This is a genomic window from Pedobacter sp. KBW06, assembly GCF_003852525.1.
GTDB lineage: Bacteria > Bacteroidota > Bacteroidia > Sphingobacteriales > Sphingobacteriaceae > Pedobacter.
The window spans coordinates 563,874-589,747 of sequence record NZ_QAJL01000003.1; the positions used below are offsets into that span (position 1 = coordinate 563,874).

Sequence of the window (25,874 nt, forward strand, 5' to 3'; positions counted from 1 at the left end):
TTAAGATCTTTTCCAAAGCTTCGCTGGCAACACCATCTAGTTCAGCAGCAGAATTGGAAAGCAAAACGATCGCAGTTTTCTTTTTTAACGAAAATAACATTTAAGGTTCATATTTACTAAATAATTATATTTGTTATTAATCACATCATCTTTTGGTGTGTAATTTTGGGCCAGTTTAAACCACGATGCAAGAATTAAAAGAAATTATCGCCCAGTACAGGCTAACAAAAGATGAATGTGCTTTGGAAAACTTCAGGTTTGTTCATAATGGTAAAACCGGTTATTATGAAATTTTTGATTTGAACTACTGGAAGAGAAAAGACCTGATTTTAGCTTTGTATGAAAATTACAGTCCGGTGGATAAGCCTTTAATCAAATGGCTGTTAAGCGAAGAATTAAAAGCCGCTGAAATAAACACACCAGTTTATACCGTAGACCTTTGCGCGTTTATGTTATACAAGCATATGGAAGCAGAAGACATCTATGCGCTTTATGAGGCCAAATTTGGCGCCGGAACAGATCTCCAGGTGTATGTAGACATTGAGCTTTTATTTGGGTCTGACAGGAATGAAACCAAAACCTATCTTAAAAACAAACAGAAAGACAAGCGGAAAAATAAAAAAATCTTAAAGGCGATTGAATATTATGAGCAAAATCCAGATGCTAAATTTAAATCAAGAGCAGCCTATATTGAGCATTTTGAAACCAAAAAAATAAAGGGGATTATCGCCGACCTGGAAGAATTAACAGAAAACAATTGAATGCAGGAAAACAATTGGAATAATAAGGTGTAAATCAAATTAGTTCGTAGCTTTGGAAAGAAAAAAACATCAATATGGCAGTATTACATAGAAAAGAAGAGAAAATTGAAGTTGTGCTAAGTAAGCTTCCAAAAGACTATACAGACAAACAATTCGTTGACACCTTTATTCAGCTCTATTCTCTGGACTGGGGAAAGATAAAAGCCAATTACATTAAGCAATCTCAGGATAAAGAACCAGGAGCAATCATTACGATGCCAAAACCTGAACTTTACTTAAAAAGTATTTTAGAAACCTACCTTGAAAATTTAAAAGAAAGCAAAGGCGGTAAATAATAAAAATTCCGGTACAATTGAGGTTGTACCGGAATAAAATTCTCAGATCTAAGCCTGTTAAAGTGCATCGCTGATCTTATGATAGCAGATGTAGGATACGGCTAAAATTGCCATCACAATTAACGGAAAGAAGCCATTAAAGCCGAAGCCATCTACTGCAAAATGACTTACACTGGCAGCAATAAAGTCAAAGCCAAATCCCGCATAAGCCCACTCCTTTATACGTTTAGGTGTTTTTGGGATGATCAGGGCCAATGAGCCCAGCACTTTAAAGACCACGAGCATCACTCCGAAATACTCAGGATACCCAAGGTGTCTGATTCCTTCTTTCGCAAGTTCTGTTTGAGAAGTTAATGCAGGCATCACTCCTTCGAACAGAAAAATCAGGGTAGTTGTAATCCAATAAATTATTTTATTCTTTTTCATTTTGATTGGTTTGTTTAAGGTTCATTTACCGTTTCAAAATTAGGTTCGAATTCCGGCTTTGGACTAGTGTAAAAACGACATATTCAGGGGGCAAATCAGACAACAAGGTGCTGATGCGTCTATTTGCTTGTTTTGAGGCCATTTAGATAGGCCAGTTTCACAGAAACTGCATCTGAGAATTCAGAAAACATTAAATTAATCGGCTTCCCTCCTTCTAACTCTTTATAAAGCTTCAGAATTGCGCTCTTTCCACCGGTATCAGCAAGATAATTAAGGAAAAACGCTTGTGCTTCTTCTTTTTTTCCAAGACAAAGCATGAAAGCCAGCGGACTCAGGTGTTTATTCGCATAAGGGTTGAACTTCGTTCCGTTAGCCGCTAAAAATGGTATGGCTTTTTGTGTGTTTTCAAACAAGTCAAAAATAGGCAACGCATACGTTTTTATCGTCTCAATGACTTCTGCAACTGCTGTTTCCTGGATATTTCCGGAAACATTCCATGATTTCCATTCCTGAAAATGAGTAATATATCCCAACTGTTCTCCATAAATCATTGCATTCTCATATTCGCCATTGTTTTGTTCCATCAGCCATTTCTTTAATCGCTTTGACGAAATAAGAAGATGTGGTAACAACTTCACGAAACCGGGACTGTTTAAGGAGCTGGACTGGAAATAGATTTCAAAAGTGATGTCTTTATCAGCTGATTTCTTTTTTAAACTCTGGCATTGCTGACTAGCCTTAAATCCAAAATCAGCGAGTTCCTCACTGATCTTACTACATGCAGCTAAAAAAATTTCTCTTGAATTCATGGGGGATTACTTTGCCTTCAAAACTAAACATTTTGGCCTGACCGCCAAAGCAATTCCCAGATCATAAAAGCGGAGAATTGTCAAAAAATCAGACCTGCTATTTGATTATTAAAAACTATAACTACATTTACGTAATTGATTACGTAATTAAGTATACAGATGAACATTTATAATACCGTTGGGAAGATGGCGATTGGAAGTCGCCTCCGCAGATTAAGCGAATTGATGATGGATCAGGCAGGTGAAATTTACGCACTATACGGGATAGAGCTGCAGGCAAAATGGTTTCCTGTTGTTTATGCACTTTCGGGCGGAGCTGAAAAGTCCATCACACAAATCGCACAGGAGATCGGTCACTCCCATCCCTCCGTAAGCACCATTGTCAAAGAAATGGTGAAACAAAAGATAGCAAAAGAAAGTCCGGGTAAAGACGACGCACGTAAAAACTTCGTGAAACTTACGGCCAAAGGACTCGCAATTAAAGAAAGTGCCAAAATCCAGTTTGAGGATGTAAATTCTGCGGTTGAAAATATGCTTGGAGAAAGCCAGTACAACCTCTGGAAGGCCATTGAAGAATGGGAGTTTTTACTCGGTCAGAAGAGCATGTTAAAGAGAGTGGAAGAAGAAAAGAAATTAAGAGAAAGCAAGGCCGTAGAGATCGTACCTTACAATGAGAGTTATCAGCAGGCGTTTAAAAAGCTGAATCAGGATTGGATCACCACCTATTTCAAAATGGAAGAGGCCGATTTTAAGTCGCTGGACCATCCTAAAGAGTATATCCTGGATAAAGGAGGCTTTATCTTCATTGCCCTGTACCAGGGAAACCCTATAGGCACCTGCTCGTTGATCAAAATGGACAACAATACCTTTGAACTGGCCAAGATGGCGGTATCAGATGAGGCAAAAGGAAAAGGAATTGGCTTTATGTTAGGCAATGCCTTAATTCAGAAAGCAAAAGAAGAAGGAGCCAATAGATTATACCTGGAAAGTAATACCATTTTGAAACCGGCAATCAACCTTTATCACAAGCTTGGCTTTAAAAAAATCACAGGAATTCCTTCTCCGTATGAACGATGTAACATCCAAATGGAGCTCAGCTTTTAAAATCAACCTGGAAAATCACTAAAAAGAAGATCATCGCAAAAGAAAAACAGGTTATTTTTTGCCCTTAAAGGCTAAAAAAAGGCGGTTTTACAAAAAATTTGAAAATATTTCAATCTTTATTTGGAAAACCAATTAGGATTTGTACTTTTGCGCCGGAGAGTTGGCAGAGTGGTCGATTGCGGCAGTCTTGAAAACTGTTGACTTGTCAAAGGGTCCGCGGGTTCGAATCCCCCACTCTCCGCCAAGGTATCAAAACCTACAAAAAGCCTGGAATCGTAAGATTTCAGGCTTTTTTGTTTCAATACCAAAGCCACAATTGTCATCAATTTCGATATAGCTGACAAATGATAAAGTAATTATTTGTAGTTGCTTTTAAAGACACCTACAAAATAGAGATTATCCAATTAATGATAAACATATTAGTAATCTATCTTGACTTCTAATAATCAAAATGCTAATTTTACATTCTAAACACCCATTGAGATGTCGGTATTGATATTTGATCAATTGACTGATCCGCGCGAGATAAGTAACAATCCATATCAATTATTTTGTCCTTATTGCAAAAGTAATCTTGAGGCTTTCGAGGTTGTAGGAGATATGTGGCAAATTAGTAATGATGAAATATTGGAAATTCACAAAAAAACCTCTGATAGCTATAAAGAGTTACATAACCTGGAAGACTGCTACCTTAATCTTGATCTAGACTCAAAAGAATTTGAAATTTATGTTAATTATTGCCCTACCTGCGGATGGTGGAGACTAGTAAAAGACATTTGCATTTGTGCAAAAACATGGCAGATTTGGGACATCTTTTTCGGTTATTGTAGTGTTCTTAAAAATCTCAATTTAAAAGATATTGATTTACCTTTAAAAGAAGTTTCAAGTTACCTTGTGGCGAAATATGAGGATAGATTCAAGATCAACCCCAAAGTATTTGAAGATGTAGTTGCAAATGTTTTCAAATCTGTGGGACAAGATGTTCTTGTAACGGGCTATACGCACGACAGCGGAATAGATGTTATACTTGGAGATTCTAATGAAGACTTTATTGGGATACAAGTAAAACGCTATCGAAACAAAATAAAAGTAGAACAAATTCGATCTTTTGCGGGCGCATTGATACTAGCAGGTTATAAAAAAGGAATATTTGTAACTACCTCAGATTTTCAACCGGGTGCTGTTAAAGCAGCTGATCAATATTCCAATATAGCACTCCCGATTGAACTATTAAATGCAGAGAAGTTTTATGATGCCTTAAAATTTAAGCAGCGTGAAAATTTTGATATTGATTTGATTAAAGAACTCATTAGTCAAGATAATTCCGGAAGATTGTTTTATTATGGATGTGAATGTCATAGAAACAGTCTGTAATTATCGTTGCTTGCAAGCCCCCACTTAGATTCATATTTACAATCTGTTATCATAGTTAAGGTTCAAATTTTTACATTTTTTAATAAAACAGAACAATGCAGGGACACAAGTATTCTTAGAAGGATTAGTCCAGCTCGAATGCAACTGTCGAAACAATTGAGTTCTTAAGCAGTCATTAAATAAACCTTTGCCAGCTTTAATTAAGTCAATTACATTAATCCATTACCCTCATCAAACAATTCATGCAACTTTCTTTGCAATATTTTTTTATCTGGCAATTGGGTTTTATATTCAGCGACCATCGTAGGAGAAAGACTTCGGCTTAACGCGTATTCGACTACCTCACTATCTTTATCCTTGCATAGTAAAATGCCTATACTTGGCTTTTCATTTTGTTTTTTCACATCTCTATCAAGTGCTTCCAGATAAAAATTTAACTGGCCTAAATGCTCAGGCTTAAACTTATCCGCTTTTAACTCAAATGCAACCAGACATTGTAATCCTCTATGGAAAAATAATAAATCAATATAAAAATCGCTACTTCCAACCATCACTTTATATTCTTCGTCTATAAAGATAAAATCCTTCCCTAACTCGAGAATAAAAATTTTCATCTGCTGAATCAACCCCCTCTGTAAATCACTTTCATTATGCGGTTCTGGCAAATGTAAAAACTCAAAAACATAACTATCCTTAAAACTGCTAGCCAAATCAACATTAATTTCTCTCACCGCTGGTGAGAGATTTGCTTTACCTATCATCACTCTTTCGTAAAAACTAGTGCTTACTTGCCTTTCTAATTCGCGTTTACCATACCTCTCCTGAATACATAGTTTTAGATAGAATTCTTTTTCTTCTTCAGTTTTAGCTCGGGAAAATATGATAAGATTATTTGTCCAACTAATTTCTCTCACCAGTGGTGAGAGTTTTGGAGATGCCTTATAAACATCATAAAACTGTCTCATTCGCCAAAGATTCTTATTTGAAAAACCTTTTAGATCTGGCTCGCTGCGCTGCAAGTATTCAGCCAGTTGATCCACAACTGACTGGCCCCAATCAGAGTCCTCAATCTTTTTACTAATATACTTTCCAATTTTCCAATAAAGATCAATTAATTCAGTATTAACAGATTTCAATGCATTAAATCGAGACTCCTTGATGAGATCAATCACTTGAGCAAATTGTTTTTCCAACATATTAAGTTTATTAGCAACAAATGGTATTGACCAAAAATACATATAATGCAGCTAAAATCCTGAATATCACATTAAGCATAACAGGACAACAGTCAACGGTTCACAGGATTACCAGGACGTGCCGATATAAAGGACAAATATGTTAGTAAATATCAATTTAAAACATAGATTTTAATAAAAAACACTTAAATTTAAGTATAGCATTTGCAGCTACAAAAGAAACAAGATCGGTGAGTGATTCGGTGAGTCAATAATCACAAACCTCTTCGACACCATATTAAAGCGGGATTTTAACCGTGGGTACAGTTCCCCCACTCTCCGCTAAATGGTGATCAAAGCCATATAAAAAGCCTGCAAATCATACGATAGCAGGCTTTTTGCATTTTAGAGGTACCCAAAACATGCCCCGTTTCCCATCCTGTAGCTGAGCGATTCGGTGAGTAGTTTTGGAAATTGAAATGACTCACCGAATTTCGTATATCTATTTGATATACAACCATCCAAACGATAAGGTATACTAAACATCGCGCATCATGTTTTCAATATCAGACACACTCATAGCTTTTGCATGCAGCGATACGATTACTTTTTCAACCCCGTCAATCATGTTATGTTGTTTGGGAACAATAATTGGGTTGAAAGAACCATCTCGATCCCTGGGGACCTGAATAGCCATGTCACCTTGATCACTGTGAACTTTTTTCTTCGTGTGATTTACCGAGATCATCCAAGTAGTGAATGTTATACACATTTAATTGCTGTTATTATACGCTTCAACAAGGAAGCGCTACGACGGGATCAATTATTTTATTTTCCTAAAAAAGACTCAAGTTCTGCTACAATTCGTTTAGATTGTGTATGATGTAGATAATGAGAACCAGGCAATAAGATTAGTTTTCCCTTATCCACGCTGTTGGCTTGCGCTTGATGCAGTTCTGTCCAGCCTTTGACAGCTGAGTTTTCGTCTGCAAATAATAAAACCGGTAAATCCTTCGGGAAAGATAATTTTTGAGCATCTTTAAAACTATTACTTAATGAAGTTGCTTCTCTGTGCAAAGTATTGTTTCCGGTTACTTTCATCGTAATCATGTGTTCTTGTTCAAAACGGTGTACTTCTGATTCTTCTTTAGGTTTTTCATTTCCAAAAAATTTTAAAAATGCACGCATTACACCTACTTTGGCTAAAAAATCCATAGGTGCCGAATTATAACCCGGCCAAGGTTGTGTTGGCACACTGGTATCAATACCTACAAATGCGATTGCTTTACCTGGATAATTGTTAATGTATGCTAAGCTGTAAAGTCCAGCAATGGAATGCCCCATTAATATAAAACGATTAAGATTTAATTGTTTCACAACTTCATGGATTTCTTCCGACATATTATTCAAACTGCGTTCACGATTTGTTTCACTACTCAATCCATAACCAAAAGGTTCAATCGTGATCACTGTATACTTTTTGTCTAATTCTCTGATTAATGGTTCAAAATCTAATCTTGGGCTTGCCGTTCCAAATCCGGTGAGTAACACAACCGTGTCCGGATCATGGCCATCTATTGTAATATTCATTGTACCGTCAAAAATTTTTATTTTTTGACCATAATCTTCAATTTTATCAGCTTCGATGCTTGAATTGACTTGATGAATCAGGAATGTCGTGATGAGTAGGATAGCGATTATGGCTACAGTTCCTATGATTGTTTTTAAAAATATTTTTGATATTCTCATTATGAGCGAAGGACGGTTTTTATCCATTTTTTTAATTTCGGTATTATTTTGCAAGATTACAGCTTCAATATTTAATCACTTGGGCATTTCGGAATGTTGATGCCAGTGTTTTCGGTCAACCTATGCCAATTATAAGATCATACAAATTTATAAAAAATACTGCGATTACTCCTGCTCTTAGTTCTTGCGCTTTCATTGCTACCACTTAATAAAAATTTCTGTAAATTTGTATTAAGTTAATACTGTGCTTACGACAGATCTCGGCGATAGAATTCTCTGCACGTAGCGCTTGCATCACGATCAAAATTTCTATTCTGCAGTGAAGATTCTTCGGGTACTGCGACGTACATTCTTGATAAAATTTTCGGGGATTGTTTTTTTTGGTCTTCCCATAATGATTAAAGTTATTTTTTTTTAGGAAAACACTTTATTAGTTTTTAATGGATTATGTCCAAAAGACAAACTTTCTGGGCATAAAATTTCTGCGACCTATCATGTTGGAGAAGATTTTTGTTTTAAAATATTTACACCTAAATTTATTATACAGCATTTGCAGCTATAAAAGATACTAAGATCGGTGAGTGATTCGGTGAGTCACCAATCTCTACCCCTAGATACAATACTTTAAAGCGGGATTTTAACCGTGGGTACAGTTCCCCCACTCTCCGCTAAATGGTGATCAAAGCCATACAAAAAGCCTGGAATCATAAGATTTCAGGCTTTTTTGTTTTCATCGAATATTAAAATTTCCATAAAACCAGTAAGTGATTCGGGGGCTACGCTGAAGGCTTTGCACAAAAAAATCCGGTGCAGGTTTGGTTGTATTTGCAGATTATATTTGGGCCTCTACAATTGAAATTTTGTTAAAATTAGATTAACTTGGTATTATAATTTTTAACAAAGTCATGTCTCAAATTAAGCCCTCAATACTGCTTTTTCTTTATTTGGCATCATTATGTGGTTGTAATTATACCCGGGACGACAAACAAAAAACTATCCAATAAACTGTCCAGCAACCAAAAATGATCAAGAAATTAAGTACCGAAGAGTTAATAGAGAAATTACAGGAAACTGGTTATTTCGATTACACACCAGCTCATCAATTAAATCTACTGAAGGATTCCATAAGGATAAATCTGGATAAGGAGGGCTTTCTGACAACGTTTAACCAAAACCCACCCTATCAGTCTTTTGATATGAGGTTTTACAATATTGGAGATGGAGAAGAATTATACGAAGAAAACGGCGTGATTTCATTGATCAATGAAATGCAGCCACTTTTAAAGAAGATAGGACTTCAATTAAATTACGCTGATGACAGTTATGTTGGAAATACCCATACTATTGTTGTTAACGGTCGTCAATATCTTATGGCGCAGGGAAGTCCGCTCATGTGGGGAGAAACGATTGTTCAGTTTGCTGAAATGATCAATGCCGAATTGGAACTCCATAAATCCAAAGAAAAGGTTTATATCCTCGACAAGGGAAGTTACTACCTGGTTTTTCTAACTGAGGAGCAATATGAACTCATAAATAACACAGTACAGCCTAATCAGCGGATTTTAAGAATTAACGACTGGGTTGCAAAAATACTCGAGGAGCTGAAGGGGCTTTTTTAGGATCATATTTAATTTCCTGCACATTTTCATACCTGGCTTTATAACGGATTATTTGCCCTGGACATCCCGGCGCTGTTACCGGTACTTCTCATTTCAAAGGCGTTTATATTCGTCCTCAAGATTGTTTTCGCATGCTTTGCTTCACTTTTTCCCTGTGCTGTTCACCCCAGGCACTTAATTCAGCGATCACGCTTTTTAACGTTCCGCTATACTCAGTCGCCTCATAAAAAATACTAACAGGAGTAGTCGGATATACCTTACGTGTAATAAAGTCATTCAATTCCAAATCTTTCAGTTCTTTAGCCAATACCTTGGAGGATATGCCGGTGACTTCATGCTGAATCTCGTTAAAACGTTTTGATGATTGTACCAGGCAAAGGATCACAGCCAGCTTCCATTTCCCATTAATGACATACAGCGCGTCAAGTACGTTTTTGAGCGAGCCTTCGCATTCCTCAACGCCAGGAAGCTGCTCATTTACAATCATTTTCATAAAGCAAATATAATCACTTACCTGAATGTAACCGCTTTCCTTTGGGTAAGTAAGGACTTTTGATCACCTGGCAACCATACTTTTGCTGTTAATCGATAAGGTTATAAACAAGTAAAATTATTATGAAACACATCCTTCATTTAAAATCAAGCATACAAGGTAAAGAGTCGTACAGCATTAAGCTGGGGCAAGCTATTGTCGAAAAAGTTCAGGACAAGTATCCTGATAGTACATTGGAAGAATTAAACCTGGTCGACATAGACATTCCGCACCTTAACCCTGCTGTGCTTCGTACATTTTTTATTCCCGGAGATCAGCTGACAGCGGAAGAAAAAGAAACTATTCGCCTTTCTGATGAGATGGTTAAACAATTATTGACTGCAGACATCATTGTCATTGGTGCGCCGCTGATCAACTTTACGATTCCCACAGTGTTAAAGGCCTGGATTGATCATATTACCAGGGCCGGAATAACTTTTGGATATGGCGAAAATGGTCCTGTTGGAAAAGTAACTGGAAAAAAAATTTATGTGGCAATGTCGTCCGGTGGTGTTTATTCACAAGGTCCTGGTAAAGCCAACGACTTTGTTGCTCCTTATTTAAAAGCTTTTCTTGGGTTTCTGGGCATGACAGATCTGACTATATTCCGCGCCGAAGGACTCAAAGTACCTGAAGTAAAAGAACATGCAATGGAGAAAGCAATTAATAGCATAAGGGTAGATTAAAATCTGACACGGTCACTCTGGTAACCGTAAAACTCCTGTTTCAGGAAACACAATTGTATTTACGGATCCAGTGATCAGATTTAGTTTTTAGACCACTGACAAAACTTTTGATGGCAAATATTGTGTCTGCACTGAAAGTTTCCTTCGTGGAGCAAGTAAACTATCTCTGAATAACTGGTCCGTTTTTAAATACAAAAAATCAAATATCAGACTGATATTGGGCAGGTATCAGTAAATTGGTTCAAAAATCCAACTAATAAGTAACCCTGGGAAAATCCAGACGTGCTTTAACAAGCTCATTTTCCCATTGGGTTTTCCAGCCAAAAGCAGTTGTAGCCATTACCTTTAAATCGGTCCTGGCAGCGCCACTGGAAAAGTGAATGTATTCACCCCAATTCATCTTTCTTGTATATTTGTTATTGCTGTCCTTAGGGAAATTATCTGCAAGCAATTTAAAGAAATCTACCAGCACCCTTGTTTTTCCATAATTGTTATACCAGGGGAACAACCAGTCTTTAAACCAATAACTATTTGCGGCAGGGAAAGTTTCTTTTCCATTCACTATTTTATCATACCATCTTTGAGCTTCTTCTGGCATCTTTAAGCCAAGATAAACATCATATTGATAGATTTCCGAAAACTTACTATCGCCCCAGATACCATTTGGATAAGCACCAAATCCAGGTGAACCTTTTGTATCAAAAGTAGCAGATTCGACAATATGGAATACCTCATGAGTAGGAACATCTATGTTACCTGCCTGTGTTAACCATGGCCCTGGCCCGCAATCAATTACATTTCTAAAGTCATGTGCCGAGTTAAAATAATAATCGGGATGTCCGCCGCTATATTTATTGGTATGAAACACAGCATACAATCTGGTATCAGGTCCATGCCCCCCATAGGTTTTCTTCGTGTATCGCCACACATCTCCGACATATTTAAAAGGCCAGGTAATGGATTTGTCTACATCTCCATCATAATAAACAGCAAGGTCATCATCATAAAACACTCTGGTAAGGTCTTGAGTATGATCAAACCAATGTTCCTTCCATGTTTTAGGAGGTGCACCTGCGGGATCTGGAACTACCACAGCAGTTGGAGCAGTTGAAGGACCGATATTTTTTCTTGAGCATTGTGTCAGCGCTAATGTCAGGGACAACAAAGCCGGTAAAAGGATTAATCTATTCATCATAAATGATTATTAACTTAATTGTTGTGAGAGAATGACCAGCAGTTGATCCGTAACTGTCGGAAATTTGATCAATAACAAACTGAGGTTGTATGCATACAACCTCAGTTTGTTTAATTACCAGCCAGTGTTCTGAATAACTAAAGGCACTTTCTGCACCTCCCCATTAGGGATTGGCCACAGGTAATGTTTCTTTTCAAATACCCTGGATTCTTGCTGCACTATAGTATAAAATCCGGTTGCTGCATTTCTGCCGATATCCAGTCCGAGGATGGTTCTGTCAGTAGTCTCTGCAATTTTCCATCTTCTGGTGTCAAAATAGCGGTGCGATTCGAAAGCCAGTTCAATCCTTCTTTCTCTTCTGATCGCGTCACGCATATCCGTTGGCACCGGGAGCATACCTGCGGCTGAGCCATATTGAGGAATTCCTGCACGTTCCCTGATCAGGTTCAGATAGATCAATACATCCGGATCGGCAGGATTGGCTTCGTAAGCTGCTTCTGCATAATCCAGGTAAATCTCTGCAAGACGGATCATGATGGCTGTTCTCCCTCCATCACCGCTCAGGCCACGGTTTTTACGCTGTGTATAGCCTGTAGAAGAGTAATCGTTATTACTAATGCCCCCGCGACCGGCATTTCCATTGAATTCAAAGTTAGTAACCAATGTGGTGTTCGGATTGATCCACTTACGATTTGTATAAGTAATGCCTACATAGAAGCGGGGCTCTCTGTTCACATACATATTGTGTACTGATCTTACTGCATTGTCGTCTGGTGCCTGGAAGTTGGTAAAACCAGTTCGGGTGTATCCGGAGGAGTTGTCGTCGGTAGGCTTGCCATTGGCCATGAAATAAGCCTCAACCAATTGATGAGAAGCAGAAAGAAATGAACCTCCTTTATCACTTCCGGATCCATTACTATGGTTTGGTGTCATGTTGTACTGTAAATTTGTGACATCCGCATTTGGTTTCGCTAAGATGACCTCGGTATTCCAGTCTGTCAACATAACGTCCCTGCAGGCTACGAAGGCATTATTAAAGACAGAAGGAGCGGTAGGATGTACTTTTTTGAACAGAATAAAGTTTGGATAAGTGGTTATAAAAGACTTTGCCGCTGCTGCTGCACGTGACCATTTAGCTACGCTATAGGTCTGACTGATCAATTGTTTTCCGTCTTTGTTAACGAGGGTAGCATAATCTGTGTTGCCATTGAATAAGGGACTTGCTGCAGTCAGCAATACCTGAACCTTATAGGCGTGTATAACCGCTTTATTGATGCGGCCATAATCTTCGTTGGCAGAAGGTAATGCAGGAAGACCTTCAGCTGCAGCATCAAGTTCAGTAACGATGTAGTCGACGCACTCATCAAATGAACTTCTTGGAATACTAATAGTTTCAATTGGTGCATCTGCAGGGATTGGATTATTCCCAAGGAGCACTACCGGGCCATATTGACGAAGCAGGTAGTAATAATAAATAGCCCTGAGTGCTCTTGCCTCATTTTTATAACGGTTGATGTAATCTGTTCCGCTAATGTTACAGTCCGTACATTTATCAATGTTTGCGATGAAATTACTGGAAGCCTGGATTCCCCTGTAGTACAATTGCCAGATGGTGTTTACCTGCCCTGTTGTTGCATCCCAGTTACCGCTGTTCAGGTTATTGGAGAAACTACTTGGCAAAGTATAATCAGCTTCATCAGAAGCACCTGTCCATGGTCCGGCAGTGTATCCATTTGCCGGGAAACGCTGTTGCATTTCATCTGGTAATGTAGAGTATACGTTAGCCAGCAACCTGTCTACTGTTGATTTGGTGGCAAAAGATTCATCAAAAGTCAGCCTGTCATCTGGTACCTGGTTCAAAAACTTTTTGCATCCATAATTACCTGAGAGGAATAAGACAGCCAGGATGTATATATATATCTTCTTCATATTGATTAAAAATTAGCGGTTAAACCGAGTGAATAAGTAGATACCAAGGGATACTTTGTCCCATTGTTGGAGGCCAGCTCAGGGTCCCATATTTTGAAATTACTGATGGTAAACACGTTGTAACCAGTAAAATAAATTCTCAGTTTGTTGACGCCAATTGCCTTGACTCCATTTTTTAACGTATAACCAAAATCAAGATTTTTCAAGCGCAGGAAGCTGATATCGCGTTGCCACCAGGTACTTGTCTGGAAGTTGTTATTATTTACGCCATATGAAAGCCGGGGATAAAATGCATCCTGCCGCGGGTTCTCTACTGTCCAGCGGTCAGTAGCAATGGAATGTAAATTCCCAAGTCCTCCAGACGCAGTGAAGGGTTGTAAAGCATCACCACTAAGTGCAATATCTGCATTGTGCTGCCCCTGGAAGAATGCTCCAAAGTCAAAACCTTTATATCTGGCAGAAAAACCAAAGCCATACATAGCCGAAGGCACATCCCCCCTGCCGATGATCGTACGGTCAAAGGCATCGATGATGCCATCGTTGTTGAGGTCTTTGTACTTAATGTCGCCCGGAAGCAGTGTCCCGAATTGTTTAGCACTTGCATTGATCTCTGCCTGACTCTCAAATATTTTTTCGGCAATATATCCTGAACGGGCAAGGATATTACTCCCCCTTAGCTCCTGATAGGCATATTTTGTAGGTGCCTGATCGTTCTCAATAAGCTCATCTTTGTTATAGGTATAATTAGCCCTGAAAGTGACATCAAAGTCCTTTCCGAACTTCGCATTGTATTCCAATGATCCGTCGATGCCCTTATTTTTGGTTTCCCCAAGATTACCCGAAGGGTTGGATACCAGGCCGATATAATTTGGAACACTGCCCCTGCCAAGAAAAATCCCTGTTCTGTGTTCCTTAAACAAATCAACAATCAGGGACAGCTTATTATTGAAGGATTTCAGTTCAAAACCCAAATCCTGCTTACGTGTTTCAGACCAGGTCACATCTACACCATAGGCGGTTACGTTCAAACCATTAATCCCCGTGCGACTTAAACCAAAAGAATACCCGTTGGCATCGCCAACCTTGGTCAGGTAGTAAAAGCGCTCACCCTCAGATCCTGCATAACCGGAAGAACTACCTCCGGAACCTACAATACCATCAGAGTACCTGAATTTAACCAATTGAAATGCAGTTCTCAGGTTTTCAAAGAATTTCTCATTCGATAAGATCCATCCTACCCCAAAAGCAGGAAACAATCCGAAACGTTTATCTGGTGCAAAATTTTCAGAACCATTATAACCCAGATTGACCTCAACAAAGTAGCGGTCGTTATAGGCATAGCTTGCGCGGCCGGCAACTCCCATCATACGGTATGGGATGGATAAAGTAAAGTTGCCTGCAAAGGGCGTAAGGTTATCATTTTGGTTATACAGTATCATACCTGATACCGAATGTTTACCAAAATCCCGTTTATAATTTAATGCCAGTTCAGCATATAATTTTTTATCGCCCCCGTTAGTGAATGCATAACCCAGGAAATTCTGCCCCTGTAAGGTCTGTCCATATTTATAAGAACCATCTGCATTGTACGGATCATTCGGGTTGATGTAATAGGTACTTTCCCGCTTGTTCCTGTTTACAGTGTTACTGTTGGCCACATCAAATGAGAACATTCCGGTAAGGGAAAGTCCGGGTGTAACGAGCTTAAGATCCTGTGTTAAACGCAAATTAGAGAATAAGGAATTGTTGTAAAAAGTACGGTATCCTCTTCTCGTAATGTCTGCATAGGGGTTTCGTTGATCCGACTGTGCACTGATTCCAGGGATATATCCGTTTGGATACATGACTGGGAATGAAGTTGGGTTGATCTGGAAAGCCTGGTTAAAAACGCCCTGGGCATTATCGACACCGGGATTATTTCCTTGTCCCAATACTCCCCTGATGCCCAGGTTCACTTTCGTACCCGAAGTAATATCCCAGTCCAGATTCGTACTTACTGTATACCTCGAGTATTTCTGACTGGAGTTGTAAGATTGGCTGTTATCCGTTTTGAAAAGCCCGGTTTCATCGTAATAACCTAATGAAACATAATAGCGTGCGTTGGTCACTCCTCCTGAAAGATTGGTGGTTACGGTACGGTTTTGTCCAAACCTTTTGAAAATGGCATCCAGCCAATCCACATTCGGATAGAGAATCGGATCTTCTCCTGAGGCGGTTTTCTCTATGGCTGCAGCGCTATATCTGGGGGTATAAGTTCCTGTATTTGCAGTCCTGACGAACTCGGTCAAACCCGCTTCGTTTGCCAGGTTCATATAATCAACGCCGTCAATTAGTTCAGGTTTCTTCGTGAAGCTCGTTAAACCCTGGAAGTAATCCACACCGATAGTAGGTTTGCCTGTTTTACCTTGTTTTGTGACCACCAAAATGACACCATTGGCACCACGGATACCATATACAGCTGTAGCAGCTGCATCCTTAAGAATGGTAAAAGACTCTATATCGTAAGGGCTCAGTCCATTAATGGGACGATTAGGCACACCATCAACTACGATCAGCGGATTGCGGTCTCCTCCAATATTTGTGATACCGCGAATCCAGATATCAGCCTGATCCGAACCGGGTTCGCCATTTCTGTTTACCGCAATCAAACCCGGTAAACGGCCAGCGAGCATAGAGCTTATGTTCGCCACCGGCTGCTTCAGGTCTGAAGCTTTTACGGAAGATTGAGCACCTACAAGACTTTCTTTCTTCTGTGTACCAAAAGCCACAACGGCAATTTCTACCTGGTCCAACGCATTTCCAGAAGGCTTCAATTGAATACTCAATGTAGTTTTTGTACCAACGGTAACTTCCTGGGTCTCGTAGCCAATATAGCTGATGACGAGTATGGCTTTCTCGTCCGGAACCCTGATGCTGAAAGTTCCGTCTACCTCCGCGGAACCGGCCGCAGAACCACCTTTAACGCGTATGCCTGCGCCGGGAAGTGGTAAACCTGCTTCATCTTTAATGACCCCGCGAACGAGAATATCGAGGGGACGTATACCAGCAGATCTTGCCTGAAACTCTTTTTCGATCACCACAATGGTGTTTTCATCTATGTAGTAAGCTAGAGGCTGACCATCAAAACATTTATCCAATACCTTCAGTAAGGATTCATTTTTCACATTTAACGTGATGGCTTTTGCTTTTTGAATGACATCATATCTATATACAAAATCGTAGCCTGTTTGCCTTTTGATTTCTTTGAAAACATCAGCCATAGAAATGCTTTTCCTGCTCAAAGAAACATTTTGTCCATTTGCTGCAATTGAATACTGCATAAAGACAGATATTAATAAGATAATAGTAAGGTTTATCCTCATAAGCCATTTGGTTTGGTTAGGTTGCTTGAGAATGCTAAACCAGCTTTTTGCAAATGGCTGATTTTGGGCATGACGGGTTATGTCATACACTTTTTTGGTGTAAATTTTATACATTTGTTTGGGTTCGTTTAATAAGATTATTGTGTTGACTCAATACTGGAATTATTCAGGATCCTAAATCTGGAGTAGGAGCGCTCTAACGCTCCTATTTCTTTCTTTAGTTATCCATCTCAGCTTAGCTATGGCATAACCAATATCCTCCTTCCTTCAATTTTAAAGTGAACGCCCTTTGTTAATTCAAGGACCCTAAGGACCGCAGTAATATTTTTCGTTCTGGAAATAGAACCTCCGAATTTGAGATCGGCGATTTGCCCTTCATAGCTGACCTCTACATCATACCATCTGCTGATTTGTCGCATGATAGTTCGCAGAGAGGCTCCTTCAAACACAAAATCACCGTTTTTCCAGGCCAAGGCCTGGTCAGTATCCGCCACAGAGACCAATATCCGGGATTCAGTTGTTTCCGCCTGCTCTCCAGGTTTCAATAATTTAACATCTGTATCATTATTAAGCTCAATACTTCCCTCCAGTAACGTTGTTTTCGTATCCGGTTCATCATGGTAAGCATTAATGTTGAAATAAGTACCCAATACTTTAACGTTCTGTTTTTTTGTAATTACAATGAAAGGCTTCGCTTTATCTTTGGACACTTCAAAATAGGCTTCCCCATCCAAATTCACTATTCGCTGGTTAAACGTTGCGAAACTTGCAGGATATTTTAAAGTTGATGCGGCGTTCATCCATACTTTAGTACCATCAGGTAAGCACACCTGGTATTTTCCGCCTTTTGGTGTTTCAAATGTATTATAAACAGCAGCGCCAGTGACATCAGACTCAATTACAGTATAAATAAGCTGACCTTCAGCATTTTTAGTAATGCGAATTCCTGACTGTTTTGCGACTTCACCACTACTCGCATCAGTAAGCGAGATGCGGCGGCCATCAGATAAAGTCAGATAGGCTTTGTTACTCCCTGGTTTAATTCCTTGATTTACCACAGACTCCTCCATATTAAGTATTTGGGCGGATGGTCTGTAAAAATAAAATCCCAGGGCAATCAGCAGAATAACAGATGCTGCTGCAAAACCGGGCCATAGTTTAATACTTTTTTTCCGGTAAGCCTTCTCAAGGTTTAGCAGGATCACATCAAGATCTTTAGAACGGGCCTCCAGATCAAGCTCATCGTCTCCGGGTTCCTGATAAGTCAGATACCAGTTTTCTAATAAAGCTTTTTCCGCTCCGGATGCCTTCCCGTCTTTATATCGTTCTAAAATATTTTTTATTTCTTCTTCTTCCATTTTCAAAAAAGATCAGCATTGTGATCTGATAATGGTAAGACAAACTGAGCATGGGTATAGAGGTATTGAAAAAAATAAAAAAACCGATATTTTTTTACATTTAGCGAATAAGGTCTTTTACGGACGTTCAATAAAGTAAAGAAGATAGATTAAAAGGCCCAGTTTAACCCTTAATACTTTTAGGGTATTGGTCATTTGTTTTTTGATCGTTTGTTCGGAAGTGCCCAGTCGTTCGGCAATCTCTTTATGTGTAAGATGTTCCTTTCGGCTCATTTCAAATACTTCCCGCATTCTTGGAGGAAGTGCAGCTACTTCAGCATCAATAATTTTTTTAAATTGATTTTCACGGGCCAGATAATCTGTTGACAGGTTACTGCTTTGAAAACTCTTAATGGAAGTAATGTATTTAGTCTGCAGGCCGCTACGGGCGATCTGATTAAGGATATGGTTACGCACACTTGTATAAAGATAACCAGCAAGATTAACCTGCAGGCCAAGTGTTTCACGTTTTGCCCATAGCATCGTAAAAACTTCCTGAATTGTATCCTGTGCTTCTTCCCGGTTGCGTGTCTTATTCCAGGCATGATTATGAAGGACAAACTTAAACCTGTGATAGATCTCTGTGTAAGCAGTTCTGTCGCCTGATTTCAATAAAACTGTAAGTTCGTCATCTGAAAGTGTACTGTACTCAATCATTTTCTGCTATACCTGGTATGTACTCAAACACATAATAATCATTATTTTTTCAACTCATTTAACCACCAAAAAGGCAATAAAGATCATTTATCTATCCTTTTTAACCTCATTTTATGATTTGTAATTTAGTAGAACGTTTTGGTTTGTGCAAATAAAAGGTATGGGCAAAACAACTGTCGCATTTCCGCCTTCTATTTGCCGCATACCTACGACAAGCATTATCCCATTATTCCCGATTTTCACCTCGTAACCTGATGGATATTAAACAAACCTTAAAATAACCGACATCAAAGTTTGGGGCAAAAGGTGATGCAATACCGGCAACATTTAGCTTTCAGAAAGTACAGTTGCCCCCGCCCGGGGCTTTAATTATGACCAACTGCCGGCGGGCGGGAAAAGTCAAAACCGCTCAGAAAGCTTTGAATCGTAGATTCCAGACATTTTTGTTTTACATACACAACAAGCAATTTACCAGGTACAAACCCAGGTGTTTTCCGCCTTGTCATTCATGGCCGATGTAAACTGTTCAAATAAAAACTACAAAATCTATAGATTTTATTTGAATACCAAAAAAGAATACTATCTTCGTATCATCAAACCAACTCTTAACAATCTAGAACACAATGAAAACAGACTTGCATTTTATAAAAATGAAAAGAAAAACAGCTGAAGAAGGCACCTCCTTTCTACTAGACTGTAACTGTTGTTGTTGATCTCTTTCAGTCGTCACTGAGCAAAATTAAACACCCGCAAAATCCCTTGCATTTTTTTAAAACTAAAAGGATACTAAAAAAATCCCTATGGCTTTGCTATGCAACTTAGTCTATAAATTAATCACAGAAACAAAACACAGCGCGAGAGGTGTAACCGCGTACCACCACTAACCAATTAACATTAATATGATGAAGAAACATTTACTTATTATCCTTTCATTTATACTGACGGCAAATTTTGCTTTTGCCCAAAGTCCGATAACAGGTATTATAAAAAGTAGTAACGGCAGTCCCGTACCAAATGCAACAGTATCAATCAGAGGCACAAAAATTGTGGTAACTGCTGATGGCGACGGTAAGTTCAGCATTGATTCAAAACAAGACCTTCCATTTTACCTTCGGGTAAGTTCTATTGGTTACAAGTCTCAGGATTTTCAAATTTTAAAGCTTCAGGACACCCCATTTGAATTGGTACTGATTGAAAGTGAACTACTGGACGAGATCGTTGTAACCTCAAGAAGACGTTCAGAAGTGCTTCAGGATGTGCCCATCGCAATTACCGTAATCGGCGGACAAGCCGCAGAAAATGCAGGGGCTTTTAACGTGAACCGCTTAAAAGAACTCGTTCCTTCCGTACAGCTCTACGCCTCAAATGCCAGAAATACAACACTTAACATCAGAGGACTAGGTTCAACATTCGGTTTAACCAATGATGGTATTGATCCGGGAGTGGGCTTTTATGTAGATGGAGTTTACCAGGCACGTCCGGCAGCTACTTCTACAGATTTTCTCGACATTGAACGAATAGAAATATTGCGTGGTCCGCAAGGAACATTGTTTGGAAAAAACACCACTGCAGGAGCATTCAACATCACTACCGCAAAACCAACTCAAACGCCAAGCGCAAAAGTAGAACTGAGCTTTGGAAACTATAATTTTCTACAGGCAAAAACTTCGGTTTCAGGAGCTGTAGCAAAAAATCTGGCAGCAAGATTATCTATTTCAGGAACTCAAAGAGATGGTACAATCTTCAATACTAAAGAAGAACGTAGATATAGTGGTCAGAACAACCTCGGTTTTAAGGGTCAGTTGTATTTTACACCTTCGGAAAAACTACAAATATTGTTAAGTGGAGATGCAAGCATCCAGCATCCTGCAGGTTACCCGCTGGTAATTGCAGGCGTTACACCGACAGAAAGAAGTGCTTACCGTCAGTATGCCAAAATTGTCTCGGATTTAGGCTATCAACAACCGGTAGCTGACCCCGCTTCCAGAACCATCAATACCAATACCCCCTGGAAACATGATCAGTCAATTGGCGGTATCTCCGTGAACCTGGACTATAAGATCGGCAATGGAACCCTTACTTCAACTACTGCCTGGAGGTTCTGGAACTGGAATCCTACAAACGACAGAGATTTCTCTGAATTGTCGGCACTGACCAAGTCTCAGGGAAACTCCCGTCATGACCAATATTCCCAGGAACTGAGATATGCTGGAAATATAGCAGAAAAAGTAAGCGCTGTAATTGGTGTCTTTGCCCTTAGCCAGAATCTGAAAGGACTGGACCAGACGGAAGAAGTGGGTAAAGATCAGTGGAGATTTGTGCAAACAAGTAATACCGGTGCCCAGGCATTGTACTCCACACCAGGATTATTGGACGGTTACGGTATCAGAACCAATTCAACCATCAAATCATTAAGTGCCGCTGTATTTGCACAGGTAGACTGGGAATTCCTGAATAACCTGCATATTTTACCTGGTTTAAGGTATACTTATGATAAAAAGGATGTGGATTATAACAGGGTAACTTATGGAGGACTTCAAACCTCAGACGCGGCTTTACTCGCACTTAAAAGCGCAGTTTATAACAATCAGAAATTCAATACCAGTGTAAACAACAACAACTTGTCTGGTAACGTCACCTTATCATACCGGCCTACAACTAAGCTAAACGCTTATGGAACATTCTCTACGGCCTATAAACCGGTAGGTGTTAACGTAGGAGGTTTGCCAACTACTCCTTCCGGAGAGCCGGACTTATCTGTAGCTGTCGTAAAACCGGAATATGTTCAACATTATGAATTAGGTGTTAAAACCAAACCATTTAAAGGTACGCTGATCAACGTTAGCGCATTCAATACAGACATTAAAGATTACCAGACCAATGTGCAATCACCACAACTGGGTGTAAACAGAGGCTACCTCGCCAATGCAGAAAAAGTGAATGTAAAAGGATTGGAAGTGGATGGAAGTTACCAACTGGGAAGGTTCTTAACCTTAAATGCTGCGGTAGCCTATCTTGATGGCAAATATGTCAAATTTACAAACGCTCCGCTGCCATTGGAAGAAACCGGACATACAGAACAGGTAAATGGCGTTGCTACGCAGGTAGCCTTTAAAGATGCTTCCGGTGGCAGGTTACCTGGTGTATCTAAATGGAATGTTTCCGGTGGTGCAGAGTTCAGCAATCCCGGCAACCTGGCGAGTACAGCAGGCCGGTATTTTATAGCTGCCGATGCCAGTTACCGCTCCGAATATTCTTCAAATCCAACACCTTCACGTGTATTAAATGTAGAAGCGTATTCTTTGCTAAATACCAGATTAGGATTTAAGTCAGACAAATTCTCCGTATTTGGCTGGGTTAGAAACATCGCCAACAAAAACTACTACGAGCAATTGCAGGCTGCAGCGGGTAATTCCGGTTTGTACGCCGGCGTACTTGGTGATCCAAGAACTTATGGAATTACCCTACGTTATTCGCTCTAACAGCGTTTTAAATAGAATGTAAAAAAGGCTGTCTCCTAAGGGACAGCCTTTTTTGTTGGGCATTACAGTTGCTACACCCGCGGGAGAGCTGCACCAACGAAAGGATATTATTAACCTTAGGCCTTATAACCCGGATCAAACTCTACAATCCATTCAATACCATATTTATCCCTGAACATTCCGGCATAGGTACCCCATGGGCTGTCGCCAATGGGCCCTTCCACTTCTCCACCTGCTGATAAATCATTAAATATCTGGTCTGCTTCTTCAGGGCTTTCGGCATTCACGTATATTTTAGAACGGTTTTCATTTTCACTTACCTTTCCCAAAAACCCGGGAACATCATTGGCGATCAACACATTGTTTTTGCCAAGCGGCAGCCCGATGTACATGATTTTATTGGCCTCTTGTTCAGGCACTGGAAAATCGGGGCCCGATAAGTCTTTAAAACGGGTAATTTTTGTAAACTCACCGCCAAAAACTGATTTGTAAAAAGTGAATGCTTCTTCGGCATTGCCGTTGAAGTTGATCCAGGGATTAATTGCTCTCATGATCTTTATCGTTAGTTTATTTTGTTTCTGTTAATTCTTTGATGAAGCAGTGAACGGGAATATTTCCCCTTTGCCGGCAAAATTCTTATCCAGCCCCCCCTATTTAAAAATCACATTTGGTAACCCACCTACCCAGGCATCCGGGAGTTTGTTAATGTTAAAAATTCTTGCCAGTACCAATGAAGTATTCTTATTGCTGTTGAAGTCAGTAACCAGGCCCTTTTTTCGAATCTTAGGTCCGGTAATTGCCCAGGGAATCTGCATCTCGTTCATGGAAACTCCCCCATGACCTTTGTTGATGCCTCCATGGTCTGTGATCAGCAGAAAATGGGTATCTTTATAAAGTCCTTCCGCTTTTAACTTATCCAGCAAAGCACCAATTGCCACATCTGCAGCTTCAATAGCCTTGATATAAGGATCTGACATCCAGCCAAACTCATGACCGGCATGATCTGTATGAACACTGTAGAGAAAAATCAACGCCGGATCTTTCCGGTTTTTCAGGATAAAATCAAAGGCCTTACCATAATTCGTCAGATATTCATCATTCTCCTCAAAAGCAACTTCATCCAGGTATTTCTTATTTATAGGATTGATCAGTTCCTTCCAGTTATAATAGTAGGCTGTTTTTACATTGGGAATCTGATCCTTCAGCACTTTAAAAATCGAAGGGTAATAACCTTCCTCATCAACAGCTATTGCCGGTAATGGATGCTTTTCCAGCGTCCAGTTGTTTGCTGTGACCCCATGTTCTTCAGGACCGGAGCCTGTAAAGTGACTGGTCCAGTTAGGTAAGGTAATAGAAGGCATCACAGGCCTGGTGCTTAAGGAGAGTACGCCTTCAGCCACCAGCTTATCGATATTGGGATGCTTTGCTACCTTATAGCCTTCTGTACTAAATCCATCGAGACCAAGAACCAACACCCTGGCCGGACTTTTTTGTGCCATCGCTGAACACGAGGCAACCGATAAAAACAACAACTTAAATAAAAACTTCTTCATGTCTAAAAATACAATTATCTAATATAATTCAGGTTCTGGTAATGCGGTATTTTATATTTCATCGCCGGGCGACTTACAGATTACCATGAAATACAGAACCGGCTAACTTATAAAGTAAATTTAAACCCAATTAGAAACAAGAATGAAAGTTTGGGGCATACAAAGCTCAGACAAAAGAATGGAGCAACATTGACCTGAAAAACAGTAAATTACAAAGCATATAAAAATTACAATGGATGCAAAAAACAAAGCTTTATTCTTGTAAAAAACCAACAATCAGGGGACACCAATAATGAAAATGCTTAAAAAACTGCTTTGGTATTCAAATCCTGCAGCTTAGGAGAGATGGCTTTTCCAATACCACTGAACAGAATTTTTATCCCCATCACTCTTCCTACTGATTTTTGGTATTTCGCTGTGAGTGCTTTCTTACCGTTTAGCATCACAGTAACTACTTTATTTTTAACGCTGAGTCCAATTTCACCGCCATCCGCGGCATTAAAAGCTAAGTTTCCTAAAAACTTTTCCGAGCCCGCCGTCTTTAATTCGGAAAAGGTATACCTGGACAACGCAACGCAGTTTTCCTTAAACAAGGTCAGCAGATGCCGGTCTTTTTCTCCTAAAATAATAATGGTCGTTTCGATGCATTGGACACCTGGCCTGTTTTGTTCCGCAAAAACCTTAGTAGAGAAAGAAAAATTATCGCCACTGATTTGAGAGGCGTGAATATTGCTAAAACCAATCAAAAAAGGTTTTTTGGTCTCTAATCCGGCAGAATCCAGTTGGGCTGCAGAAACAGCCAGATTTTTTGGATCGAGCGACCTTAAATTGGCAATCGGATATGCCCTTGAAGTATCATTTCCTGAATTGGCTACCCATCCCCTGGTCTGCAAGCAAACCGATACGGTGTCTATCGCTTTATCTTTACGAAATAAGGTGACATAAACCACGCCCGGGTTTTTGAAAAATCTTGTGATCTTATCCCCTCCCCTGATGATCGCAGGAAGTGCTTCCTCCATACAGTCAAGCCTGAATTCCTCTTCCATATCGAAAGTACGGTCGGACTTTAACGCAAAAACCGCAGTATGTGGCACACTTCCAAAAGGGTTCTCACAAACGAGTTTCACACTATTCAATCCCCTTTCTTTATTTAGGTAAAAGAAAAGACCAATCAGGAGCAATACGCCTGTCAGCGCAAAACCAATCATCGTCGGAGATCGAAAAACAGATCTTTTAAGTATCGGCTCCTGTTCAGTCAGCTGAACTTCTTCTTCCTGCTGTACTTCTGCTTTTGGTAAGGCATGTGAACTTCTGTAAACCAACTCAAACTCCTGCCAATCCCGGTAACCTATAAATTGAGCCAATGCGTTTCGGGTAGCAATCTGAGGGTAATAACGTTGAGATGTTTTTAATCTGCCAAAAATACGCTTCAGTGTATTTTCGCTCAGATAAACTTTAGTTTGTTGCCCTAAAAGACTGCTTAAGGTATTGTAGTCTGAAACTCTCCAGTCAGTAATGGGCTTATTCCCCATTTTTTCAATGATTTGTTTACAACAACCATCCAGTGTATCAAAGTACAACTGGCTATTTGAAGGTACAGACTTATCGCTCATTTAACTATATATAACTAATAACTAACAGGTTAACCATACAAACAAATGTATTCGCTTTGTAACTGCAATTCTTTTTAAATAGCCTGCTTCCTGTTAAATTTACAAAACAACTTCCC

General features: G+C 39.6%; 21 protein-coding genes and 1 tRNA gene. 8 read left to right on the plus strand and 14 right to left on the minus strand.

Annotated elements, in window-relative coordinates:
* Positions 1–185: 185 nt before the first annotated feature.
* Complete coding sequence (locus tag DBR43_RS17200; protein WP_124582986.1) at positions 186–761, plus strand: hypothetical protein; 576 nt, start codon at positions 186–188, stop codon at positions 759–761.
* A 74-nt stretch (positions 762–835) separates the two neighbouring features.
* The gene (locus DBR43_RS17205; RefSeq protein WP_124582987.1) at positions 836–1,096 is read left to right on the plus strand and encodes a hypothetical protein; all 261 of its coding nucleotides are present in this window, start codon (positions 836–838) and stop codon (positions 1,094–1,096) included.
* Positions 1,097–1,153: 57 nt separating this feature from the next.
* Here the strand turns inward: DBR43_RS17205 and DBR43_RS17210 are convergent, their stop codons facing one another.
* Together DBR43_RS17210 and DBR43_RS17215 are read right to left on the minus strand one after the other, a co-directional pair.
* Positions 1,154–1,522: a DoxX family protein gene (locus DBR43_RS17210; RefSeq protein WP_124582990.1), complete on the minus strand. Its 369-nt coding sequence runs from the start codon at positions 1,520–1,522 to the stop codon at positions 1,154–1,156.
* Positions 1,523–1,641: 119 nt separating this feature from the next.
* Complete coding sequence (locus DBR43_RS17215; protein WP_124582992.1) at positions 1,642–2,331, minus strand: hypothetical protein; 690 nt, start codon at positions 2,329–2,331, stop codon at positions 1,642–1,644.
* A 159-nt stretch (positions 2,332–2,490) separates the two neighbouring features.
* Here DBR43_RS17215 and DBR43_RS17220 point away from each other — a divergent pair, with 159 nt between their 5' ends.
* From DBR43_RS17220 to DBR43_RS17230, 3 genes are all read left to right on the plus strand, one after another.
* Entirely contained in the window at positions 2,491–3,435 is a 945-nt protein-coding gene (locus DBR43_RS17220; protein WP_124582994.1) for a bifunctional helix-turn-helix transcriptional regulator/GNAT family N-acetyltransferase, read from the plus strand.
* A 154-nt stretch (positions 3,436–3,589) separates the two neighbouring features.
* Positions 3,590–3,679, plus strand: a tRNA-Ser gene (locus tag DBR43_RS17225).
* A 239-nt stretch (positions 3,680–3,918) separates the two neighbouring features.
* A complete protein-coding gene (locus DBR43_RS17230) occupies positions 3,919–4,809 on the plus strand; it encodes a restriction endonuclease (protein WP_124582996.1) in 891 nt (296 codons plus the stop codon).
* A 209-nt stretch (positions 4,810–5,018) separates the two neighbouring features.
* On the opposite strand, the gene DBR43_RS17235 is transcribed toward DBR43_RS17230, so the two are convergent.
* The 3 genes from DBR43_RS17235 to DBR43_RS17245 all read right to left on the minus strand — a co-directional run bounded on the left by DBR43_RS17235 (position 5,019) and on the right by DBR43_RS17245 (position 7,760).
* Positions 5,019–6,005: a YhcG family protein gene (locus tag DBR43_RS17235; RefSeq protein WP_199757075.1), complete on the minus strand. Its 987-nt coding sequence runs from the start codon at positions 6,003–6,005 to the stop codon at positions 5,019–5,021.
* Between the two features lie 517 nt (positions 6,006–6,522).
* Complete coding sequence (locus DBR43_RS17240; protein WP_233603021.1) at positions 6,523–6,732, minus strand: transposase; 210 nt, start codon at positions 6,730–6,732, stop codon at positions 6,523–6,525.
* A gap of 80 nt (positions 6,733–6,812) precedes the next feature.
* Positions 6,813–7,760: an alpha/beta fold hydrolase gene (locus DBR43_RS17245; protein ID WP_233603022.1), complete on the minus strand. Its 948-nt coding sequence runs from the start codon at positions 7,758–7,760 to the stop codon at positions 6,813–6,815.
* Between the two features lie 995 nt (positions 7,761–8,755).
* Here DBR43_RS17245 and DBR43_RS17250 point away from each other — a divergent pair.
* Positions 8,756–9,352, plus strand: a complete 597-nt coding sequence (locus DBR43_RS17250) for a hypothetical protein (RefSeq protein WP_124583000.1) — start codon at positions 8,756–8,758, stop codon at positions 9,350–9,352.
* A 115-nt stretch (positions 9,353–9,467) separates the two neighbouring features.
* Here the strand turns inward: DBR43_RS17250 and DBR43_RS17255 are convergent, their stop codons facing one another.
* A complete protein-coding gene (locus DBR43_RS17255) occupies positions 9,468–9,845 on the minus strand; it encodes a winged helix-turn-helix transcriptional regulator (protein ID WP_233603023.1) in 378 nt (125 codons plus the stop codon).
* A 122-nt stretch (positions 9,846–9,967) separates the two neighbouring features.
* Here DBR43_RS17255 and DBR43_RS17260 point away from each other — a divergent pair, with 122 nt between their 5' ends.
* Positions 9,968–10,570: an FMN-dependent NADH-azoreductase gene (locus tag DBR43_RS17260; RefSeq protein ID WP_124583002.1), complete on the plus strand. Its 603-nt coding sequence runs from the start codon at positions 9,968–9,970 to the stop codon at positions 10,568–10,570.
* Between the two features lie 253 nt (positions 10,571–10,823).
* Here DBR43_RS17260 and DBR43_RS17265 read toward each other — a convergent pair whose 3' ends face one another.
* The 5 genes from DBR43_RS17265 to DBR43_RS17285 form a co-directional block, all read right to left on the minus strand.
* Positions 10,824–11,765 (minus strand): hypothetical protein, encoded by a 942-nt coding sequence (locus DBR43_RS17265; protein ID WP_124583004.1) that lies wholly within the window; start codon positions 11,763–11,765, stop codon positions 10,824–10,826.
* A gap of 114 nt (positions 11,766–11,879) precedes the next feature.
* Complete coding sequence (locus DBR43_RS17270; protein ID WP_124583006.1) at positions 11,880–13,694, minus strand: RagB/SusD family nutrient uptake outer membrane protein; 1,815 nt, start codon at positions 13,692–13,694, stop codon at positions 11,880–11,882.
* 5 nt (positions 13,695–13,699) lie between these two features.
* Positions 13,700–17,014 carry a TonB-dependent receptor gene (locus tag DBR43_RS17275; protein ID WP_233603024.1) on the minus strand — a complete coding sequence of 1,105 codons (3,315 nt, stop codon included), beginning with the start codon at positions 17,012–17,014 and terminating at the stop codon, positions 13,700–13,702.
* A 281-nt stretch (positions 17,015–17,295) separates the two neighbouring features.
* On the minus strand, positions 17,296–18,414 hold the full coding sequence (locus tag DBR43_RS17280) for a FecR family protein (RefSeq protein ID WP_124583011.1): 1,119 nt from the start codon (positions 18,412–18,414) through the stop codon (positions 17,296–17,298).
* 117 nt (positions 18,415–18,531) lie between these two features.
* Positions 18,532–19,110, minus strand: coding sequence for a sigma-70 family RNA polymerase sigma factor (locus DBR43_RS17285; protein ID WP_124583013.1), 579 nt, complete (start codon positions 19,108–19,110; stop codon positions 18,532–18,534).
* Positions 19,111–20,009: 899 nt separating this feature from the next.
* Here DBR43_RS17285 and DBR43_RS17290 point away from each other — a divergent pair.
* On the plus strand, positions 20,010–22,592 hold the full coding sequence (locus tag DBR43_RS17290) for a TonB-dependent receptor (protein ID WP_233603025.1): 2,583 nt from the start codon (positions 20,010–20,012) through the stop codon (positions 22,590–22,592).
* Between the two features lie 116 nt (positions 22,593–22,708).
* Here DBR43_RS17290 and DBR43_RS17295 read toward each other — a convergent pair whose 3' ends face one another.
* The 3 genes from DBR43_RS17295 to DBR43_RS17305 all read right to left on the minus strand — a co-directional run bounded on the left by DBR43_RS17295 (position 22,709) and on the right by DBR43_RS17305 (position 25,758).
* Complete coding sequence (locus DBR43_RS17295; RefSeq protein WP_124583015.1) at positions 22,709–23,143, minus strand: VOC family protein; 435 nt, start codon at positions 23,141–23,143, stop codon at positions 22,709–22,711.
* A 99-nt stretch (positions 23,144–23,242) separates the two neighbouring features.
* On the minus strand, positions 23,243–24,145 hold the full coding sequence (locus tag DBR43_RS17300) for an alkaline phosphatase family protein (RefSeq protein ID WP_124583018.1): 903 nt from the start codon (positions 24,143–24,145) through the stop codon (positions 23,243–23,245).
* 302 nt (positions 24,146–24,447) lie between these two features.
* Positions 24,448–25,758, minus strand: coding sequence for a hypothetical protein (locus DBR43_RS17305; protein ID WP_124583020.1), 1,311 nt, complete (start codon positions 25,756–25,758; stop codon positions 24,448–24,450).
* Between the last annotated feature and the right edge of the window lie 116 nt (positions 25,759–25,874).

Bases quoted from the DNA above. Each gene is read 5' to 3' on its own strand.
- DBR43_RS17305 (WP_124583020.1), bottom strand. From the start codon at position 25,758: ATGAGCGATAAGTCTGTACCTTCAAATAGCCAGTTGTACTTTGATACA.
- DBR43_RS17215 (WP_124582992.1), bottom strand. From the start codon at position 2,331: ATGAATTCAAGAGAAATTTTTTTAGCTGCATGTAGTAAGATCAGTGAG.
- DBR43_RS17255 (WP_233603023.1), bottom strand. From the start codon at position 9,845: ATGAAAATGATTGTAAATGAGCAGCTTCCTGGCGTTGAGGAATGCGAA.
- DBR43_RS17300 (WP_124583018.1), bottom strand. From the start codon at position 24,145: ATGAAGAAGTTTTTATTTAAGTTGTTGTTTTTATCGGTTGCCTCGTGT.
- DBR43_RS17205 (WP_124582987.1), top strand. From the start codon at position 836: ATGGCAGTATTACATAGAAAAGAAGAGAAAATTGAAGTTGTGCTAAGT.
- DBR43_RS17200 (WP_124582986.1), top strand. From the start codon at position 186: ATGCAAGAATTAAAAGAAATTATCGCCCAGTACAGGCTAACAAAAGAT.
- DBR43_RS17220 (WP_124582994.1), top strand. From the start codon at position 2,491: ATGAACATTTATAATACCGTTGGGAAGATGGCGATTGGAAGTCGCCTC.
- DBR43_RS17285 (WP_124583013.1), bottom strand. From the start codon at position 19,110: ATGATTGAGTACAGTACACTTTCAGATGACGAACTTACAGTTTTATTG.
- DBR43_RS17280 (WP_124583011.1), bottom strand. From the start codon at position 18,414: ATGGAAGAAGAAGAAATAAAAAATATTTTAGAACGATATAAAGACGGG.
- DBR43_RS17235 (WP_199757075.1), bottom strand. From the start codon at position 6,005: ATGTTGGAAAAACAATTTGCTCAAGTGATTGATCTCATCAAGGAGTCT.
- DBR43_RS17270 (WP_124583006.1), bottom strand. From the start codon at position 13,694: ATGAAGAAGATATATATATACATCCTGGCTGTCTTATTCCTCTCAGGT.
- DBR43_RS17230 (WP_124582996.1), top strand. From the start codon at position 3,919: ATGTCGGTATTGATATTTGATCAATTGACTGATCCGCGCGAGATAAGT.
- DBR43_RS17245 (WP_233603022.1), bottom strand. From the start codon at position 7,760: ATGGATAAAAACCGTCCTTCGCTCATAATGAGAATATCAAAAATATTT.
- DBR43_RS17250 (WP_124583000.1), top strand. From the start codon at position 8,756: ATGATCAAGAAATTAAGTACCGAAGAGTTAATAGAGAAATTACAGGAA.
- DBR43_RS17290 (WP_233603025.1), top strand. From the start codon at position 20,010: ATGATGAAGAAACATTTACTTATTATCCTTTCATTTATACTGACGGCA.
- DBR43_RS17240 (WP_233603021.1), bottom strand. From the start codon at position 6,732: ATGATCTCGGTAAATCACACGAAGAAAAAAGTTCACAGTGATCAAGGT.
- DBR43_RS17295 (WP_124583015.1), bottom strand. From the start codon at position 23,143: ATGAGAGCAATTAATCCCTGGATCAACTTCAACGGCAATGCCGAAGAA.
- DBR43_RS17265 (WP_124583004.1), bottom strand. From the start codon at position 11,765: ATGATGAATAGATTAATCCTTTTACCGGCTTTGTTGTCCCTGACATTA.
- DBR43_RS17210 (WP_124582990.1), bottom strand. From the start codon at position 1,522: ATGAAAAAGAATAAAATAATTTATTGGATTACAACTACCCTGATTTTT.
- DBR43_RS17260 (WP_124583002.1), top strand. From the start codon at position 9,968: ATGAAACACATCCTTCATTTAAAATCAAGCATACAAGGTAAAGAGTCG.
- DBR43_RS17275 (WP_233603024.1), bottom strand. From the start codon at position 17,014: ATGCAGTATTCAATTGCAGCAAATGGACAAAATGTTTCTTTGAGCAGG.